17 protein-coding genes are annotated in these 16,478 nt (G+C 65.3%); 7 read left to right on the top strand and 10 right to left on the bottom strand.

Annotation, left to right across the window (positions count from 1 at the left end; genetic code table 11):
- The first annotated feature begins 29 nt into the window (after nucleotides 1-29).
- From CH262_RS18740 to CH262_RS18750, 3 genes are read left to right on the top strand one after another with little or no spacing between them, the layout of a single operon-like run.
- Nucleotides 30-509, top strand: coding sequence for a PH domain-containing protein (locus CH262_RS18740; protein ID WP_032386298.1), 480 nt, complete (start codon nucleotides 30-32; stop codon nucleotides 507-509).
- Nucleotides 506-2,023, top strand: a complete 1,518-nt coding sequence (locus CH262_RS18745; RefSeq protein ID WP_094718143.1) for a PH domain-containing protein — start codon at nucleotides 506-508, stop codon at nucleotides 2,021-2,023. Before CH262_RS18740 ends, CH262_RS18745 begins: the two co-directional genes overlap by 4 nt.
- A 26-nt stretch (nucleotides 2,024-2,049) precedes the next feature.
- Nucleotides 2,050-2,766: a uracil-DNA glycosylase gene (locus CH262_RS18750; RefSeq protein ID WP_256988870.1), complete on the top strand. Its 717-nt coding sequence runs from the start codon at nucleotides 2,050-2,052 to the stop codon at nucleotides 2,764-2,766.
- On the opposite strand, the gene CH262_RS18755 is transcribed toward CH262_RS18750, so the two are convergent.
- The 7 genes from CH262_RS18755 to CH262_RS18785 all read right to left on the bottom strand — a co-directional run bounded on the left by CH262_RS18755 (nucleotide 2,693) and on the right by CH262_RS18785 (nucleotide 9,663).
- Entirely contained in the window at nucleotides 2,693-3,145 is a 453-nt protein-coding gene (locus CH262_RS18755) for a hypothetical protein (protein ID WP_094718144.1), read from the bottom strand. The two genes, CH262_RS18750 and CH262_RS18755, sit on opposite strands and share 74 nt — an antisense overlap.
- Before the next feature lie 86 nt (nucleotides 3,146-3,231).
- Nucleotides 3,232-3,390 carry a hypothetical protein gene (locus tag CH262_RS27710; protein ID WP_008714214.1) on the bottom strand — a complete coding sequence of 53 codons (159 nt, stop codon included), beginning with the start codon at nucleotides 3,388-3,390 and terminating at the stop codon, nucleotides 3,232-3,234.
- A gap of 27 nt (nucleotides 3,391-3,417) precedes the next feature.
- Complete coding sequence (gene mshB / locus CH262_RS18760; RefSeq protein ID WP_032381415.1) at nucleotides 3,418-4,311, bottom strand: N-acetyl-1-D-myo-inositol-2-amino-2-deoxy-alpha-D-glucopyranoside deacetylase; 894 nt, start codon at nucleotides 4,309-4,311, stop codon at nucleotides 3,418-3,420.
- 106 nt (nucleotides 4,312-4,417) lie between these two features.
- Nucleotides 4,418-5,101, bottom strand: a complete 684-nt coding sequence (locus tag CH262_RS18765) for a haloacid dehalogenase type II (protein ID WP_256988871.1) — start codon at nucleotides 5,099-5,101, stop codon at nucleotides 4,418-4,420.
- The gene (locus CH262_RS18770) at nucleotides 5,098-6,879 is read right to left on the bottom strand and encodes an ABC transporter family substrate-binding protein (protein ID WP_094718145.1); all 1,782 of its coding nucleotides are present in this window, start codon (nucleotides 6,877-6,879) and stop codon (nucleotides 5,098-5,100) included. The genes CH262_RS18765 and CH262_RS18770 overlap by 4 nt, the downstream gene beginning before the upstream one ends.
- 103 nt (nucleotides 6,880-6,982) lie before the next feature.
- Complete coding sequence (gene typA / locus CH262_RS18775) at nucleotides 6,983-8,920, bottom strand: translational GTPase TypA (protein WP_032365354.1); 1,938 nt, start codon at nucleotides 8,918-8,920, stop codon at nucleotides 6,983-6,985.
- A 317-nt stretch (nucleotides 8,921-9,237) separates the two neighbouring features.
- Complete coding sequence (locus tag CH262_RS18785) at nucleotides 9,238-9,663, bottom strand: (deoxy)nucleoside triphosphate pyrophosphohydrolase (protein WP_032381364.1); 426 nt, start codon at nucleotides 9,661-9,663, stop codon at nucleotides 9,238-9,240.
- Between the two features lie 14 nt (nucleotides 9,664-9,677).
- On the opposite strand from CH262_RS18785, the gene CH262_RS18790 reads away from it, so the two are divergent.
- Nucleotides 9,678-9,959, top strand: a complete 282-nt coding sequence (locus tag CH262_RS18790; protein ID WP_032390337.1) for a 4a-hydroxytetrahydrobiopterin dehydratase — start codon at nucleotides 9,678-9,680, stop codon at nucleotides 9,957-9,959.
- Here CH262_RS18790 and CH262_RS18795 read toward each other — a convergent pair.
- Nucleotides 9,904-11,121, bottom strand: a complete 1,218-nt coding sequence (locus CH262_RS18795) for a mannosyltransferase (RefSeq protein WP_094718146.1) — start codon at nucleotides 11,119-11,121, stop codon at nucleotides 9,904-9,906. The genes CH262_RS18790 and CH262_RS18795 overlap by 56 nt on opposite strands.
- Nucleotides 11,122-11,422: 301 nt before the next feature.
- On the opposite strand from CH262_RS18795, the gene CH262_RS18800 reads away from it, so the two are divergent.
- Nucleotides 11,423-12,283 carry an Rv1157c family protein gene (locus CH262_RS18800; RefSeq protein WP_045840775.1) on the top strand — a complete coding sequence of 287 codons (861 nt, stop codon included), beginning with the start codon at nucleotides 11,423-11,425 and terminating at the stop codon, nucleotides 12,281-12,283.
- A gap of 105 nt (nucleotides 12,284-12,388) precedes the next feature.
- Here the strand turns inward: CH262_RS18800 and CH262_RS18805 are convergent, their stop codons facing one another.
- The gene (locus tag CH262_RS18805; protein WP_032369659.1) at nucleotides 12,389-13,138 is read right to left on the bottom strand and encodes a DUF1906 domain-containing protein; all 750 of its coding nucleotides are present in this window, start codon (nucleotides 13,136-13,138) and stop codon (nucleotides 12,389-12,391) included.
- Nucleotides 13,139-13,364: 226 nt separating this feature from the next.
- Between CH262_RS18805 and CH262_RS18810 the strand changes: the two genes are divergently transcribed.
- Together CH262_RS18810 and CH262_RS18815 are read left to right on the top strand one after the other, a co-directional pair.
- Nucleotides 13,365-13,943, top strand: a complete 579-nt coding sequence (locus CH262_RS18810) for a TerD family protein (protein WP_032390340.1) — start codon at nucleotides 13,365-13,367, stop codon at nucleotides 13,941-13,943.
- A 123-nt stretch (nucleotides 13,944-14,066) separates the two neighbouring features.
- A complete protein-coding gene (locus tag CH262_RS18815) occupies nucleotides 14,067-14,888 on the top strand; it encodes a hypothetical protein (RefSeq protein WP_032365349.1) in 822 nt (273 codons plus the stop codon).
- 62 nt (nucleotides 14,889-14,950) lie between these two features.
- Here CH262_RS18815 and CH262_RS18820 read toward each other — a convergent pair whose 3' ends face one another.
- Nucleotides 14,951-16,324 carry a sialidase family protein gene (locus tag CH262_RS18820; protein WP_094718147.1) on the bottom strand — a complete coding sequence of 458 codons (1,374 nt, stop codon included), beginning with the start codon at nucleotides 16,322-16,324 and terminating at the stop codon, nucleotides 14,951-14,953.
- Nucleotides 16,325-16,478 lie beyond the last annotated feature (154 nt).

Below are 16,478 nucleotides of genomic sequence, written 5' to 3' on the forward strand. Positions count from 1 at the left end.
GGCAGCGCTAGGTTTGTACCGTGACAACGATGACAGACCCACAGTGGCAGCCTTCTCCCCGTGCGCGTCTGCTCTGGACACTGAGCGCCGGACTGCTGTGGCTACCGGTGTTCATCGCTCAGATCGTCTGGTTTTTCGTCGACTCGAACCGGACGTCGTGGCTGCACGTCACCGCCCTCGTCGCATCGGTCGTGCTGACCGCACTGCACCTCGCGATCGTGCCGCAGTGGCGCTACCGCGTGCACCGCTGGGAGATCAGCGACACCGCCGTGTACACCCGCACCGGTTGGCTCAGCCAAGAACGACGCATCGCCCCCATCTCGCGGGTGCAGACCGTCGACACCGAGCGCGGACCACTCGATCGCCTGCTCGGGTTGGCGACGGTCACCGTGACGACGGCATCGTCGGCGGGCGCGGTGAAGATCACCGCACTCGATCAGGCCGTTGCGGACGAGACCGTCACGCGACTGACCGATATCGCCGGCCGCACCGTCGGAGATGCCACATGACCGATCAGGCGGAGTTGCTGGCAGTCGAAGAGGAGCAGCCGTGGTTGCGCCTGGACAAGCGAATGTTGTTGGTGCATCCGGTGAACGAGGGCATCAAGATCCTGCCGGTACTGCTGATCTCGTTCTTCGTCGGCAGTCAGAGCGGTAATCACTACTGGAGTCTGGGCATCCTCGCGGTCGTCGTCGTGTTCGCGATTGCGCGCTGGTTCACCACCAGCTACCGGATCGGGCCGGTGCACGTACAACTGCGCACCGGGGTGTTGCAGAAGAAAGTACTGTCCATCCCGCGCAACAGGATTCGGTCGGTCGACGTGGAAGCGAACGTACTGCACCGAGTGCTCGGCCTGTCCATTCTCCGCATCGGGACCGGCCAGCAGGCGGGCAAAGGCGAGGCTTTCGAGCTCAACGCCCTCGACACGTCACTGGTGCCGGAGCTTCGCGGTGAACTGCTGCAGCGGGTGTCGGGCCGAACAACGCCGAGCGACGGAATGCCCGTTGCCGCAAACGACCCCGGCGTCGAGATTGCACATTGGCAATTCTCGTGGGTGCGGTTCGCGCCATTCTCCATCACCGGCATCGTCACCATCGCCGCGGCAGTGGGCGTGCTGTTCCAGTACGGCATCGGACAAACGTTGGCGGAGACGTCGGTGATCTCGAACAGCGTCGAATCGGCGCAACGGTTCGGCATCGCCCTGTTCGTCGTCCTCGCACTGATTGTGCTCCTCGTGGTGTCCAGCATCTTCGCCTGCGTTCGATACCTGATCACCTACGGCAACCTGACCGTCACCGACCAGGGTCGCACGTTGCACGTCAGCCACGGGCTGCTCCGCACCCGTCAGTCGACCCTCGACCGCAAGAGACTGCGCGGCACTTCTCTGTCGCTGCCTCTACTACTGAGGTCGGTCGGCGGGGCCCGACTCGACGCCATCATGACCGGAGTGAGCGCCGAGAAGAAGGAATCGTCGCTACTGCTTCCCCAGGCTCCGCGGGCCGAGGCGCTGCGCATGATGACCACGGTGCTCGGCGATGCAGGCATGCACGGCAATGCCGACCGCCCGCTTCTGCAGCACGGACCTGCCGCGCGGCGACGCCGCTACACCCGGGCGGTTCTACCGCTGCTCGTCGTCGCGGCCGGACTGGGAATTGCGCAGTCTCTCGGCGCACCGATCCCGATCCTCGCGTGGATCGCCGTGGCCGTGCTGTTCGTGGCCGCCGTCGGAGTCGCTCACGACCGCTACCGCGGCCTCGGGCACGCCGTCCTGCCCGGCTGGCTGATCACCCAGCACGGATCGCTCGACCGCACCCGGCACAGCCTCGAAGCCGGCGGCATCATCGGTTGGACGGTGCGGCAGACGTTCTTCCAACGTCGCGCCGGCGTGGCCACCGTCGTGGCAGCGACACCGGCGGGCGTCGGACGCTACGAGGTGGTCGACATACCCATCGAGAACGCGTGGGCCATGATCGACGCCGTCACACCGGGTGCCGGGGACGTCTGGCTTCGACGCAGCACGTGAAGACGTAGCCGATAAAGAAGGAGCCGATGAAGAAGGAGCCGATGAAGAAGGAGCGCCCGCAGACCATCGCGCAACTCGACCTGGCGGTGTCCCAGTGTCGCGCCTGTCCACGGCTGGTGCAGTGGCGCGAACAGGTCGCTGCCGAGAAGCGCGCCGCGTTCGCCAACGAAACGTATTGGGGGCGAGCCGTTCCCAGTTTCGGCCCGGCCGATGCGTCGATGTTGATCGTCGGGCTCGCCCCGGCCGCCCACGGCGGCAATCGCACCGGACGGATGTTCACCGGGGACCGCAGCGGAGACGTGCTCTACCGAGCCATGCATGCCGTCGGGCTCGCCAGCCAACCGACCGCGACGCACATCGGCGACGGGCTGACGCTCAACGGAGTTCGTATTGCAGCCCCCGTGCACTGCGCTCCGCCGCAGAACAAGCCGACTCCCGCCGAGCGCGATCGGTGTCGCCCCTGGCTCGACGACGAATTGCGCTTGCTGCGTCCGCGACTGAAGTCGATTCTCGTGCTCGGGGCGTTCGGTTGGCAGTCGCTGCTACCGATTCTCGCCGCGAACGGGTGGGAAATACCCAGGCCCGCACCGAAATTCGGGCACGGCACGCAGCTCGATCTGGGCTCGATCACCGTGTTCGCCAGCTACCACGTCAGTCAGCGAAACACATTCACCGGACTGCTGACTCCGACGATGATCGAGGACGTGCTCCGGAATGCGGGTCGGCACGCACGCTTGCTGTGATGGCTTTCATTCTGAACATGAACAGCAGCACACCGGCAGGCCCGGCACCGGCCACGATGAGCAGCATCGTGCGCCAGTCGGCCAGCAGCAGAACATCGTTGCCGGGGCCGCCGAACATGCACAGCACTACTGCGACGAACCATCCGATCAGCGGCGACGCCACCCAGATCGGCCGTTCGGCGACCTTACGCGCGGCCAGAACCAGAGCGACGTTCGCGATGCCCCCGAGCAACGCGCTGATGGGAAGCTGCACCGACCCCACATAGGTCGGGAGAAAGAAGACCGACAGGATTCCGGACAGGAAGCCGTCGAACACCAGTACTGCGACCGTCGCCCACGACACCAGGGCGACAGTATTGGATGCGGCCTTCGAGATCATGCGCCCAATACTGCCTTGGCCCGGGTCGTTTCAGTGCACCGCATTCGAAAACCGGGCATCGCATTCGAAAAACCGGGCACCGGCACTCAGGAAACCGGCGGATAGCCCAGCGAGGTCAGCAAGTTGCTCGCACCCATGGCGATCTGACCCAGAACGTACTGGTACAGATCTGCCTGTGCGCCGAACTGCGGCTTGAGAGAATCGACGAACGCGACGATTGCGTCCTGCACTACCCAGTTGTACATGTGTGTTCCGCCCCTGTTGTCATGAGATCAGTGATTCGGAACACAGCCTAGTACGCCCGCGAACAAGTCGTTCTCCCTGCCCGCCCCGTCGGAGCCGAGCACGCCACGCACGAGTACGTACTGCTCGTCGAGCAGGATCGGCTGAACGATGTCGTTGGAGAGTGCGTACTCGGCACCCGAGGGCGCAACCGTCACCTGAGTGGCGTGCGCACGCAACGCGTCGGTCTTCGCGTCGAGCACACCGCGAACGTCGATGCTGGTGGTGATCATGTCCTCGGCCACACTCGGCAACTCGCCGTCGAGGGGCATGCGCCACCCCTCGGGGATATCGGCGATCGCCCGGAGTCCCGCGTCCAGTTGATCGCGGCCGGTGACGGTCCAGTAGAACTTCGCCACCTCCCACGGAGCTCCGGCCGCGGGATGGGCGTCCGTTCCACAGACCTCGACCGCCTCGGTCACCAGGGAGTGGACCTGCTGATGGTCGGGGTGGCCGTAGCCACCCTCGGGGTCGTAACCGACGACGACCTGAGGTCTGAGTTCGCGGATCACCGACACGAGCGCCCCGAGAGCCTCCTGCCGGTCTGCGTTGACGAATGCGCGCGGCTTGAGAGCAGCCGGGGTTCCGGCCATTCCAGAATCTCGCCAGCGGCCGGCGCCACCGAGGAAGCGGGGCGGGTTGCAGCCCAACGCCGCGAGTGCGCGATGCAGTTCCAGAATTCGGTAGCCACCGAGCTGATCGGCTCGGTCGACCACGAGATCGGCCCACGTATCGCCGATCACCTCACCCTCTTCACCGAGCGAGCACGTCAGCACGGTGACGTCGACGCCCGCGCGCACGTAATGGGCGATGGTCCCGCCGGTGGTGATGCTCTCGTCGTCCGGGTGCGCATGGACCAGCAGCAACCGCTGCGGCTGAGTCATCGCTTGTTCTGTCACAACCTGCTCTGTCACAACCTGTTCCGTCATGCCTCGTCGCTCGCTACTCGCTGTGTCATCGTTTGTCTGGGTCTCTGGGTCGGGCAGCCGTTCATCGCTCGCCGAGCATTCGAGCCACGTCCGGTAACGACTGCGCTGTCACATCGGCAGGCACGAAATGGTCGGGATAAGGACGGTTCTCGCGATCGAGCCACGCCGTCGACAGGCCTGCCCGGTGCGCACCGTCGATATCCCAGGGGTGCACGGCCACCAGCATCGCGTCGCCGGGTTCGATACCGCACTGCTCCAACGCGTAGCAGTAGGCATCGGCGTGCGGCTTCCACCGTCCGGCGTCCTCGACCGAGAGCAGCAACTCGAAAGCACTCCGCACGCCGGCTCGTTCGAGCAGAGACTGCGCGAGCGACGCGGACCCGTTACTGAGGGTGATCATCCGAATGCCTTGCGCTGCAAGCGCATTCACTCCGGCTACCACATCGGGATGCACCTCGAGCTCGGCGAAACCGGCCATGATGTGGTCCACTGCATCATCCAACTGGCGATCGATCGCGGCATCGGACAGCAACGCCTCGAGCACACCGGAACCGACCTCGGCGAACGGCCGAGCGGTACCTGCGACCGCGAGCGCGAACCCGTCCCGCAGCACTCCTGCGAACCACGTCGGGAACAGGTGCTCGGGCGCTCCGACGTCGGCGAATCGCGCCGCTATGGGAGCCATGTCGGACAGGGTCTCGTTCACGTCGAAGATGATCACCCGAGGCAAGCGCACGGTGTTCACCGGACCGTCCGGATCCACTTCGCGGCATCGGCGAAGATGCCGACCTCGACCGGCCCGGTCAGCGAGACGCCGGTGATACCCGGCACCGCAGCCACCACGGACTGGTCCTGCATGATCGGCAGCGTCGACGCCAGAGACCACAGCTTGGGCTCGATCTCCTCGGCAACGATCGTCGCGTCGACGCCGGTTATCAGGGCGCGGTCGATCGTCGGCTGCAATTCCGGAACACACAGACCGGACAGATTGCGCGGGGCGTCCACGCTGCCGCTGCTCCCCGGAGCCGGCTCGACAACACAGCCGAAGCGCGAGGCCAGGGCCGTTGCAGGGTCCACGCCCGCACTGGTCCACCCGACCACGGCGTCGACGCCGCCTTCGGTCAGCGCCGTCGAGTACAACTCGTCCGCGGGCAGCGGAGTGACGGTCGCGTCGATACCCGCACTGACGAGCTCGTCCGCGGCCGTGCCGGCCACGGCCAGTGCGATGTCGTCGTTCTCGACGGCGCCGATGACGAATCGCAGCGCGGTACCGCCGGCGTCTGCGAGTCGGGGCACTCCGGGAGCCGGCGCGCTCGTGGTCGGCGCGCTGGTGGTCGGCGGCGCAGCAGAGGTCGTGGATGCGCTCGCGCTCGGCATCGACGTCACGATCGCGTCGGGTGTCGGAACGAAGCCGGCGCGGCGAAGCAGGTCGAGGGCCGCGGTTCTGCCGATCGGGGCGGGTGCGGTCGCGGTGTAACCGGGGTCCGATGGCGACGACAACTGCGCTGCTGCTCGGCGATCCGTCGCCCCTCCTCCGGCCCCGACCGTGGCCAGCAGGTTCGGGTCCAGCAGACCCATGATCCCCTGCCGCACAAGCGACTCCGACATGTTCGGTGCTCGGCCGTTCACGGTCATCGACAACACTCGTGATTGGTAAATCGTGTCGGTGCGGACCCCGGGAATTGCCGAGAGTTGCGCGCGCGTCGCAGACCCACCCCGAACCTGTGCGATCTGAGCGTCACTCGACCGCAACGAATCGGCCAACTGTGCGGGGGTGCCTCCGCGCCGAATGAGGATCTGGTCGGGCGAGGCGGGTTGGCCCCAGAAGCGATCGTTGCGTTCCAGCAGAATTTCGTCCCGGCCCTGGTCGACGGTCTTGATGTTGAACCGCGAACCGGAGACGGGCACGTTGTCGGTGAGGCCACCCTCGAAGCCGCCGGGCGAATCCTTGAGCAGGTGGGAGGGCACGAGGTCGGCGAACAATCGCTGCCACGCCGGATACGGCGACTCGAGGGTGACGTCGACGGTCTTGCCGCCGCCCGAAGAGGCAACATCGCTGATCAGTGCGTAGCCGGCCGGATCGACGACGCCCGGCTGCGTGATCATCTGCTGCCAGAGGTACCGGAAGTCCTCGGCCGCGATGGGTGCGCTGTCGGACCACTGGGCCTCGTTGCGTAGCTGGTACCGGATGGTGAACGGAGACTGAGACGTCACTTCGGCGGAGATCAACAGCGACAGGTCCGGCTCCCACGTGGTCACGCCGGTGTCGGGGTTCAGGGTGGGACGGAACGGGCTGGGCAGCACGAGCGAACTGACCGCGGCGGTGGCGGGCGACTGGTCGGCCAGCAGGTGTGGGTTGAACCCGATGCCCACGTCGTCGATCGCCACGACAACGGGGTCGCCGGTCTTCGACGGCACGGTCGTCGTGGTGACCGGAGTTTCGACGCTCTCGATCGGTGGCGGTGGATCCGCGGTGCATGCGGTGAGTACCAGGGCAGTGGCGGAGGCCAGAACCACCGGCATCAGTACGTTACGCAACGAGGATCTCCTTCGTGATCGGCTACAGGTACGGCAGAAGCGACGTCCCACGATGGTGACACGTCGCTTCTGCCGTACAGGATCTGTCTTACAGAGCAGCCTTGTCGCGCGTCTTGCTGCGCGAACGCTCACGGGCGCGCTCGTTGGAATCGAGGTGCACCTTGCGGACGCGGACGACCTCGGGGGTCACCTCGACGCACTCGTCGCCTGCGCAGAACTCCATGGCCATTTCCAGGTCCAGCTTCTTCGGCTTGGCCAGGGTCTCCATGACGTCGGCGGAGGACTGACGCATGTTGGTCAGCTTCTTCTCGCGAGTGACGTTGATGTCGAGGTCTTCCTGACGCGGGTTGATGCCCACGACCATGCCCTCGTACGTGTCTGCGCCCGGCTCGACGAAGAACGTGCCGCGGTCGGCCAGCTGGATCATCGCGAACGGGGTCACGGTGCCGTGACGGTCCGAGACGAGCGAGCCGGTGTGGCGGGCGCGGATCTCGCCGGCCCACGGCGCGTAACCGTGGAAGACGGCGTTCGCGATGCCGGTGCCGCGAGTGTCCGTGAGGAACTCGGTGCGGAAACCGATCAGGCCACGCGAGGGAACGATGAATTCCATGCGAACCCAGCCTGCGCCGTGGTTCGTCATCTGGACCATCTTGCCCTTGCGTGCGGCGAGCAGCTGCGTCACTGCACCGAGGTATTCCTCCGGTGTGTCGACCATCAGCTCTTCGAAGGGCTCGTGCAGCTTGCCGTCGACCTGCTGGGTGACCACCTGGGGCTTGCCGACGGTGAGCTCGAAGCCTTCACGACGCATCTGCTCGACGAGGATGGCGAGCGCGAGCTCGCCACGACCCTGGACCTCCCAGGCATCGGGGCGACCGATGTCGAGGACCTTGAGCGAGACGTTACCGATGAGCTCCTGGTCGAGGCGGCTCTTGACCATGCGCGAGGTGAGCTTGTGGCCGCTGACGCGTCCGACGAGCGGGCTCGTGTTGGTGCCGATGGTGACCGAGATGGCCGGCTGGTCGACGGTGATGCGAGGCAGAGCGACCGGGTTCTCCAGATCGGCGAGGGTGTCGCCGATCATGATGTCCGGGAAGCCCGCGACGGCGACGATGTCTCCTGCGACACCCTTCTCGCCGGGAACGCGCTCGACGCCGATGGTGTTGAGCAGCTCGGTGATCTTGGCCTTCTGGACGACGGGCTCGCCGTCGACCTCACGCATCCAGCTGACGGTCTGGCCCTTGGAGAGCTGGCCGTTGTGGATACGAACCAGGGCGAGGCGGCCGAGGAAGGCCGACGCGTCGAGGTTGGTGACGTGTGCCTGCAGCGGCGCGTCGACGTTGCCCTTGGGCGCGGGGACGTAGCTGAGCAGAACCTCGAACAGCTCGTCGAGGTTCTCGGCGTCGGGAGCGTGTCCGTTCTGGGGCTGGACCTTCGAGGCCTTGCCCTCCCGGCCGGAGGCGTAGAGAACGGGGAGGTCGAGGGCGAGCTCGGCTGCCTCGGACGCTTCGTCGTCGAGATCGGACGCGAGGTCGAGCAGCAGATCGTGGCTCTCCGAGACGACCTCTTCGATCCGCGCGTCGGGACGGTCGGTCTTGTTGACGACCAGGATCACCGGCAACGACGCGGCGAGCGCCTTGCGCAGCACGAAACGGGTCTGCGGCAGCGGGCCCTCGGAAGCGTCGACGAGGAGCACGACGCCGTCGACCATGGACAGGCCGCGCTCGACCTCTCCGCCGAAGTCGGCGTGGCCGGGGGTGTCGATCACGTTGATGACGGTGATGGTGCCGTCGGCATTGCGCTTGTGAACGGCCGTGTTCTTGGCCAGGATCGTGATGCCTTTTTCTTTTTCGAGGTCACCCGAGTCCATGACGCGGTCGATCGCTTCGGCACGTTCCTCGAACGCGCCGGACTGCCGAAGCATGGCGTCGACCAGGGTGGTCTTGCCATGGTCGACGTGTGCAACGATGGCGACGTTGCGAAAAGTAGTGGTGCTGTCGATGTTGTCTGCACTGCTTGGGGCGCTCACGCGAAAAATTCTCCTGGAGTCGAATGCGGGCTCTTGTTCGCTAGCGGGCTTATGTCGCTAGAGAAGCGCGCTGCACCGCGAGGTTCTCGCGACTGATCGAGTTTACCCGTAGTCCGGCAGTGCCCCGCGCCACCCTCAGGTCTGTGACCTGCGCCACCCATTAGTCTTGGTGCCCATGGGCAAGATAAAGGCCGCAGATGTCTCGGGGATGAAGCCCAAGAAAAAATGCTGCCGCAAGAAAGTTCGTTGCATCAAATGCCCCGTCGTGATCATGCGAATGAAGAAGTTGGAATCCGCGGGCGCGACCAAGAAAGACCTCAAGAAAGGTCTGAAGACCGCTCGGGCGAAGTGAGCAGAATTTCCTGTAGGTCCGGCAGCCAGAGTCGGTCCGCATCGACCAGATCCACCGTCGGCAGCGTCGCGGCATCGACCCACCGTAGAGCCGAATGCTCCAGCGGCGCAGGGGTTCCCGAGACGATCGAGGCTCGGTAGGCCCGCAACACCATGCCACCGGAAAGCTCGACGTCTCCACTGAGCGCGGCACCGATCGAACACTCGACCCCCAGTTCCTCGCGCAGTTCGCGAGCCAGTGCGGCGTCCTCGGACTCCCCCGGCTCCACCTTGCCGCCGGGCAGCTCCCACCGACCGGCCAACTCCGGCGGACGAGTTCGTTGCGCGAGCAGCAGACGACCGTCGTCGATCAACGCGGCCGCGACAACCACAGCGGTAGGGGTACCGGACATGCCACCATCTTTCTATGACCGAATTGCTGACCGACCGCGATATCGAGGACGCACAGCTCACCCACTGGACGGTGGCGGAGAAATCTCTGACTCGCACCGTCGAGCTGACGTCGTTTCCCGCCGCGATCGAGGTGGTGAACCGCGTGGCCGACGCCGCGGAGGAAGCGGACCATCACCCCGACATCGACATCAGGTGGCGGACGCTCACGTTCACGCTGTCCACGCACAGCGCCGGCGGTCTCACGCAGAAGGACGTGGATTTGGCGCGTCGGATCGATGCACTGACCGCGAATTGATGCGTCCCGCATAGGCGACCCAGCCGAGGAACAGAGCCGATCCGATCACGTCGACGGCACCGGCCCAGGCCTCGAGGCCGGGACGGGGAATGGTCCAGATCGATTCCTGGAAGAAGCTCAGCAACCAGGGCACCCCCACCGTGACCGTCACCAGCCAGTAGCCGGCGACGATCTTGGCTCCGGCAATATCGCGCAACGGCCCGTGCAGCAGCCAGATCACCATCGGAATCACCCAGATCCAGTGGTGCGACCACGAGATAGGCGACACCAACAGGCCCAGGAGTTGGACGATGACCAGGGTTCCCAGGTAGTCGCGGCGATCGAGTGCTCGCCATGCCAGCACAGCGAGGACCACGGCGATCACTGCGGCGGCGATCCACAGCGGTCCCTGGCCGACGTCCTCGCCCACGATCCGGCTCAGAGCTCCGCGCAGAGACTGATTCCAGACCGAGCCGACGGGTCCGATGCGGTCGGCATCGCCGAGCAACGTGGTGAAGTACGTGGCCGCCTGACGCCCCAGCACCGCGTAGCTGACCGCGACACTGAGTGCGAATGCCACCGCCGAGAATGCTGCAGCTTTCCACCGCCGAGTGGCGACGAAGTACAGGCCCGTGATGGCCGGGGTCAGCTTGATGCCCGCGGCGAACCCCACGAGTCCGCCCGCCACCCACCAGCGCGAGCTGCGTACCGCGAGTAGCGCCAGCAGCACCAGGAACACATTGACCTGGCCGTAGTCGAGGGTGGTGCGTACGGGTTCGGACCACAGCCCCAGCGCGGTCCACAGCATGGCGATTCTCACCCAGCGATTCTCGGCGGCCCGGTCGTCGCCGAGAACCATCGACAGGGCGAGCCGGACCACTGCGAACAGCGCGATCATCGTCGCGGCCTGCCAGACGATGCCGACCACCGTGAACGGCAGATAGTGCAGCGGGAAGAACACCAGGGCGGCGAACGGTGGGTACGTGAACGGCAGCGGGAAATCCGGGGTCTGCACCGAGTACGTGTAGTCGTACAGGTTGTCGCCGAGCAGCGCAGCGGAGCCTTCGACGTAGACGTGCAGGTCGACGAGGTTCATACCGTTGGGGGTGACGAACGCCCAGACGAATCGGCTGATCACCGAAACTGCCAGCAGAACGGGGGCCAGCCGAACAAGTCGGTTCACGGTGCGTGTGGTTCCGTTCGGTATCGATGCCGTTTATCGACAGCCGAGCTTATAGGGCGATCGATACCCACCCTAACCGTGCCGATCCCCTCGTAACATTTACATCACCTTTCACACTGGTCACTCGTGTAACACGCTATTGTTCGATTCTGCGGAGAATTCGCAGCGCGTGGCCCATAGAATCCTCGATAGAGTTCATCCGGGGAGGACTGGACCTACTACGGCTGTACATCCGGGATCGCTCTACATAGAGTGACCCCTCGGGCACCGGCTGTCGCCGTGGACCTGCGTCATGATCAGAATGGGGAATATCACCGTGCTTCGTACTCGCGGAACGCGTCGCGTCGTCACAGCTCTGGCTGTGGCCGCAGCCGCCGCACTCGTTGTGCCGACCAGCGCATCCGCTCAGCCTCTGGTGCCCATGGCTCCGGCAGATCTGCCGGCTGCTCCGGCCGATCCCGCAGCGCTGATCGCCCAGTTCCTGCCCGCTCCCGGTGAACCCCTGCCCAACCTCTCCGACATCGAGGCACTCGCGTCCTTCGCGCCTGCCATCGTCGGTGCAGCTGCAGGGCCGGCCGATGTGGGTGCCGCTCCCGCAGCAGATCTCCTCGGCCAGGCTCGCGCCCTTCTCGAAACCGCGCAGCTTCCGGACCAGGTCAAGTCGCTGCTGGAATCGGTCATCACCTTCCTGGACGGATCCGGCGGCGGCGGGCCCGAGCTGCCCTCCGACGGCCCCGTCATCGCACAGTTCCTGTACCCGACCCTGGGCAAGGGCTGCATCTCCGACACCGCAGATTCCGTCGGAACCGCCTTGGCCGTTCCCGGACCGGCCACGTTGCCGCCCCCCGGACCGGCTGCAGGCCAGGCCGGTTTCGTGTTCACCGCCCTCGGTACCGCGCCTCTCGCCGCGCAGCAGTCTGCTCCGCTCACCGTGACGTGGCTCAACATCGACAACCGCCGATCGGGAACCCAGGACCTGACCGGCGCAGCCAAGATCAACGCCGACGGCCCCGCGACGTTGTCGGCCATCGCCGACACCGGCCCCGGTCGCGTGCTGTCCGTGGTGTCCGGATCGATCACCACTCAGTCCAAGGAAGACGCCGCAGCGCCGCCGCGCAGCTGCAACTTCCTGCCGACGATCGGCACGGTCTACGTTCCGTAGCTCACGAGACCAAAACAATTCGCCCCCGGCTTCCTCGAAGCCGGGGGCGAATTGTTTTCGTGCTTATCGGCCGGAGAAAAGACCACCGAATTACACGGATGGTATTCAGACGATGTCGGCACCGGATTTCGACCACTGGCCGTAATCGGACTTCAGGACATTGTTGATATCCACTTTCACTCCACCCACCGTGTCCTTGTCGATACGAATCTGGTGAATGTGCGCTTCGGGATGTACGAACCCCTTCGGGGTCCCCCAATTGTGCTGCCAATACCACTGGCCCAGTCCTGCGACGGACGCCAATTCGATGGTCGGAGAATTCGCGTAGATACCGGTGTTCTCCGCTCCGATCACCGACTGCCAGCCCAAGATGTACGGCGCGATGAGGGTGGCGAACTCGACGGCTGTCGGGTTGTCGTCGATCGATGCGTAGATCGGCCGATCGGACGGGCCACCGGCCGCCAGATGGAGCTCGAGTCCACGTTTCGCATGCTTGACGCCCGCAACGTACCCGCCTCGCCAATCCGCGGTGGCACCCTTACCGAACTGGTAGTTGGAGACCACCTCCAAGCCGGCCTCGGTGAGGGACTGCGCCTCCGACGCGGTCATCGGCTTGCCGACCATCCAGGTCGCGTCGGGACGCCGATCCGACACGTAGCGGACAGCTCCGAGATGGCCCGCGCTCTTGATGGCCGACGCCGACGGCACCCCTCCCGCGTAGTCGACGAGCGTTCCCAGCCCCGCGTCTGCGTGAGCGGTAGCCGAACCCCACGCGGCCAGGCCGACGGCGGCTGCGGAGCCGGCCGCGGCGTACTTGAACAGTTCACGTCGCGAAACCTGCACAAAATCTCCCATGCCGTTCGATTGCCACGGCGCGCCTACGTAACGAAACGCGCCGTCACTGCTACTTTTCGATGTTTTGTCGTATCCCATCACAAACACATGTGCACCGCCAGCCCCACTGCTCACACCCCACCCGCGTGGCTCGTCGTTCACACATGCAACTCGAGCACCGCGCCCGCAGTCATGAATAGGGTGGGGAGGACGAAGCACGAACGACAGCGTGAAGGAGTGGTTGGACATGGGCGTAACTCTCGCCAAGGGCGGAAATGTCTCACTGACGAAGGAAGCACCGAACTTGACCGCGGTCACCGTCGGTCTGGGCTGGGACGTTCGCTCCACCACCGGCGGAGACTTCGACCTCGACGCGAGCGCGATCGGCCTCGGTACCGACAAGAAGGCGCTCAGTGACAACTACTTCGTCTTCTACAACAACCTGCGCTCCCCCGACGGCGCGATCGAGCACACCGGAGACAATCGCACCGGCGAGGGCGAAGGCGACGACGAGAGCATCGATGTGGACCTTGCAGCGCTGACACCCGAGGTGGATTCCATTGCATTCCCGGTGTCGATTCACAACGCGGACGCGCTGGGGCAGAACTTCGGTCAGGTCGTCAACGCCTTCATTCGTGTGGTCGACAAGTCCGACGGCCGCGAACTCGCGCGCTTCGATCTGAGCGAGGACGCGTCGACCGAGACTGCGATGGTCTTCGGCGAGTTGTACCGCCGCGGTGCCGAATGGAAGTTTCGCGCAATCGGTCAGGGCTACGCGTCCGGCCTAGAGGGCATCGTGCGCGATTTCGGCATCGACGTCGGCTGACGCAGGGTGCGCGAGTCCGTCTCGATTGCACAACGGTCTACAGCTGAGCTTGTGACGCCAAGATGATGTGTGGTGATATCAGCGCACACGCAACATCAGCCACATAAGTCACAGGAGTCACACATGTCTCGTCGCCTCAGCCGTCTGGCGGGCGCGCTCGCGCTCTCCTGCGCGGCATTGCTCGCCGTTCCTGCCACTGCGGCAGCGGACCCGGCTCCCGCTGATCCGCTCGCCCGGGCGATCGCCGCATTGCAGGGGCAAGACGGTGCTTCGCTCGCCGCAGCGAATGCCATCGCCGACTCGCGCACCCCGGTCGCCGAGAACACCTCCGCAGACCCCTTCGCGGCCCTCGACGCGGCCAACAAGGCTCTCACCGACTTCGGTATCACGCCGTTCTTCTACCCGACCGCTGCGATCAACTGCGCCGCCACACCGGGCGCGCCGCTCGGAATCGTGCCGGGCGTCGCCGGTGGTGCCGGCGGACCGTGGCCGCAACTGAAGGCACCCGCCATCCCCACAATCCCAGGTGTGCCGTCCTTGCAGATTCCCGATCTCAATGCCGTCGACAAGGGCGAGACGATGTTCGCGTTCGTTCCGGCCGGCATCGTCAACGATTCGGCCGACAAGTCCGGCATGCAGGTGGCGTGGTTCAACGTCAACACCCTGCAGGGCGGCTTCGCAGACTTCGGCGGCCTGGTCACCACCATGGCCCAGTCGATCCTCGACAACTCCGGAATTCCGGCGGAGTTCAAGGACTTGGCCCGGCCCCTCGTGGTCAACGCACTCAATGCGTTGCCCGCTGCCGGTGCGCGCGCTGTCCCCGTGCAGACCGGATCGGGAACCGTTCTGGCAGCGGTGTTCGGCACCGTGAACCACAAGGCAATCGACGGTTCGGACAAGAGTTGCTTCTTCTTCCCGACGGTCGGCCTGGTGAACGTCGCCTGATTCAGGTCCAATCGAACGATCGAAAAGCCGTGCAGCTCTGCGCTGCACGGCTTTTCGCTGCATCAGGAACGTTCGATGCGGCCGAGCCGACCCAGAACCGCCTGCGTCTCGGTGCGCCGCGCGCGTGCGGCCCAGGGACGCAAGCGGTTCCGCCCGCGCATCTGCATAACCGCTCCGGTCACGAGATCTCCGTTGGGCGCGAACCGGACCCGCACCATCTCGTCGAGAGATCGCCTGAAAACGGAGCCGGGGAAACCTCGACGGAACCCGTACGGAAACAGCGGAGCATCGGGTTCGTTGTACTTTCCACCGACGAAAACCGGCCCTGCAGTGCGGAAGTCGCGACTCTGCGCGATGAAGCCGTGGAACGCGCGGCCGGCCTCACGCCCGTAATACGAAATTCCGACGCGCCCCGATCCGGTGGCGGTGATCGCACCGAACCGCGCACCTCGCACTCCAGGAGCGGACACCACGACGGGTCTCGACCAACTGTTCGCGCCGTCGGAAGACCACGAAGCGTGCAGCAATCCGTCCCGGTCCGGCCAGAGGGCGTACAGGGTGCCGTCGCAGTCGACGGCGACCGACTCCGGCAGTAGGTATCGGGAAGCGAGCAGCAGAAGGTGCAACGGGTTGTGATATTTGGCGAGCGCCGATCCGGGGACTATGCGGACATCCCAGGTCAAACCCTCGTCGCGGCTGACCGCCACCGCGAAACGACGGCCGTATCGGCCGCCGATGTAGACCGTGCCGTCCGGGCCGACGACACCGGTGCCGAATGCGACGTAATCCGTACCGGGAAGTCCCGGAATGTTTTTCGGGTCGATGTCGAACCCACCGGCTACCTCCCATTTGGTCCCGCCGTCGTACGAACGCCAGATCACCTGGCGGGTGGCGTTGATCAGAGGTCGCACGCGGAGGGCGAACGGCGTAGGAGCGGACAGGTACGTCACGCGAGCAGAAGACGGAGACGACGCGTCCGGTGCGGACACCCGAGGTCCGGCGAATACCTTGGCACCTGTCCTGGCCTTGGATGCCACTCTCCGGAAGCGCCACGTTCGACCTCGGTCGTCGCTGATTCCGAGGTCGAAGCCCGATCGAAACATGCGCGTCGGTGTCGAGTCGACGCGACCGGCGGTAAGAAACAGCCGGTCGTCGGCATCGTCGAAGTACATATGCGCTCGGCGGCCGGTGTTCACCGTGCCGTCCGGCACCGATGCTCGCCAGGATTGTCCGAAATCGGAGGACTGCAGAACTCCGACGCCGTCGACGGTGTAGGCCGGGGCGAGAAATACGGTGTTGTCCGCGGCTGTTCCGAGGGTGCACGCGGACGACCCGTATTCGGTGTAGGAGATATCGGTGGCGTAGTCGGCCGATGCTGCCGCGTTGGTCGAAAAGCGAAGCCCTGCTCGATATCCCGACGCGACCCGCGGTGTCACGACACCCGCCCGCGGCGGCGCGGGCGTCGTGATATCGGGGCGCGGTGGTGCATTGGATCAGGCTAGCGTCGATTCACGCCGAAAACGCCGAGGCCGATGCAGAAGTCCTGGGCCGAACGTCGTGACAGCTCACAGAACGAAACCGGTCTGTTTC

The organism is Rhodococcus sp. 05-2255-1e, from assembly GCF_002259025.1.
Lineage (GTDB): Bacteria > Actinomycetota > Actinomycetes > Mycobacteriales > Mycobacteriaceae > Rhodococcoides > Rhodococcoides fascians.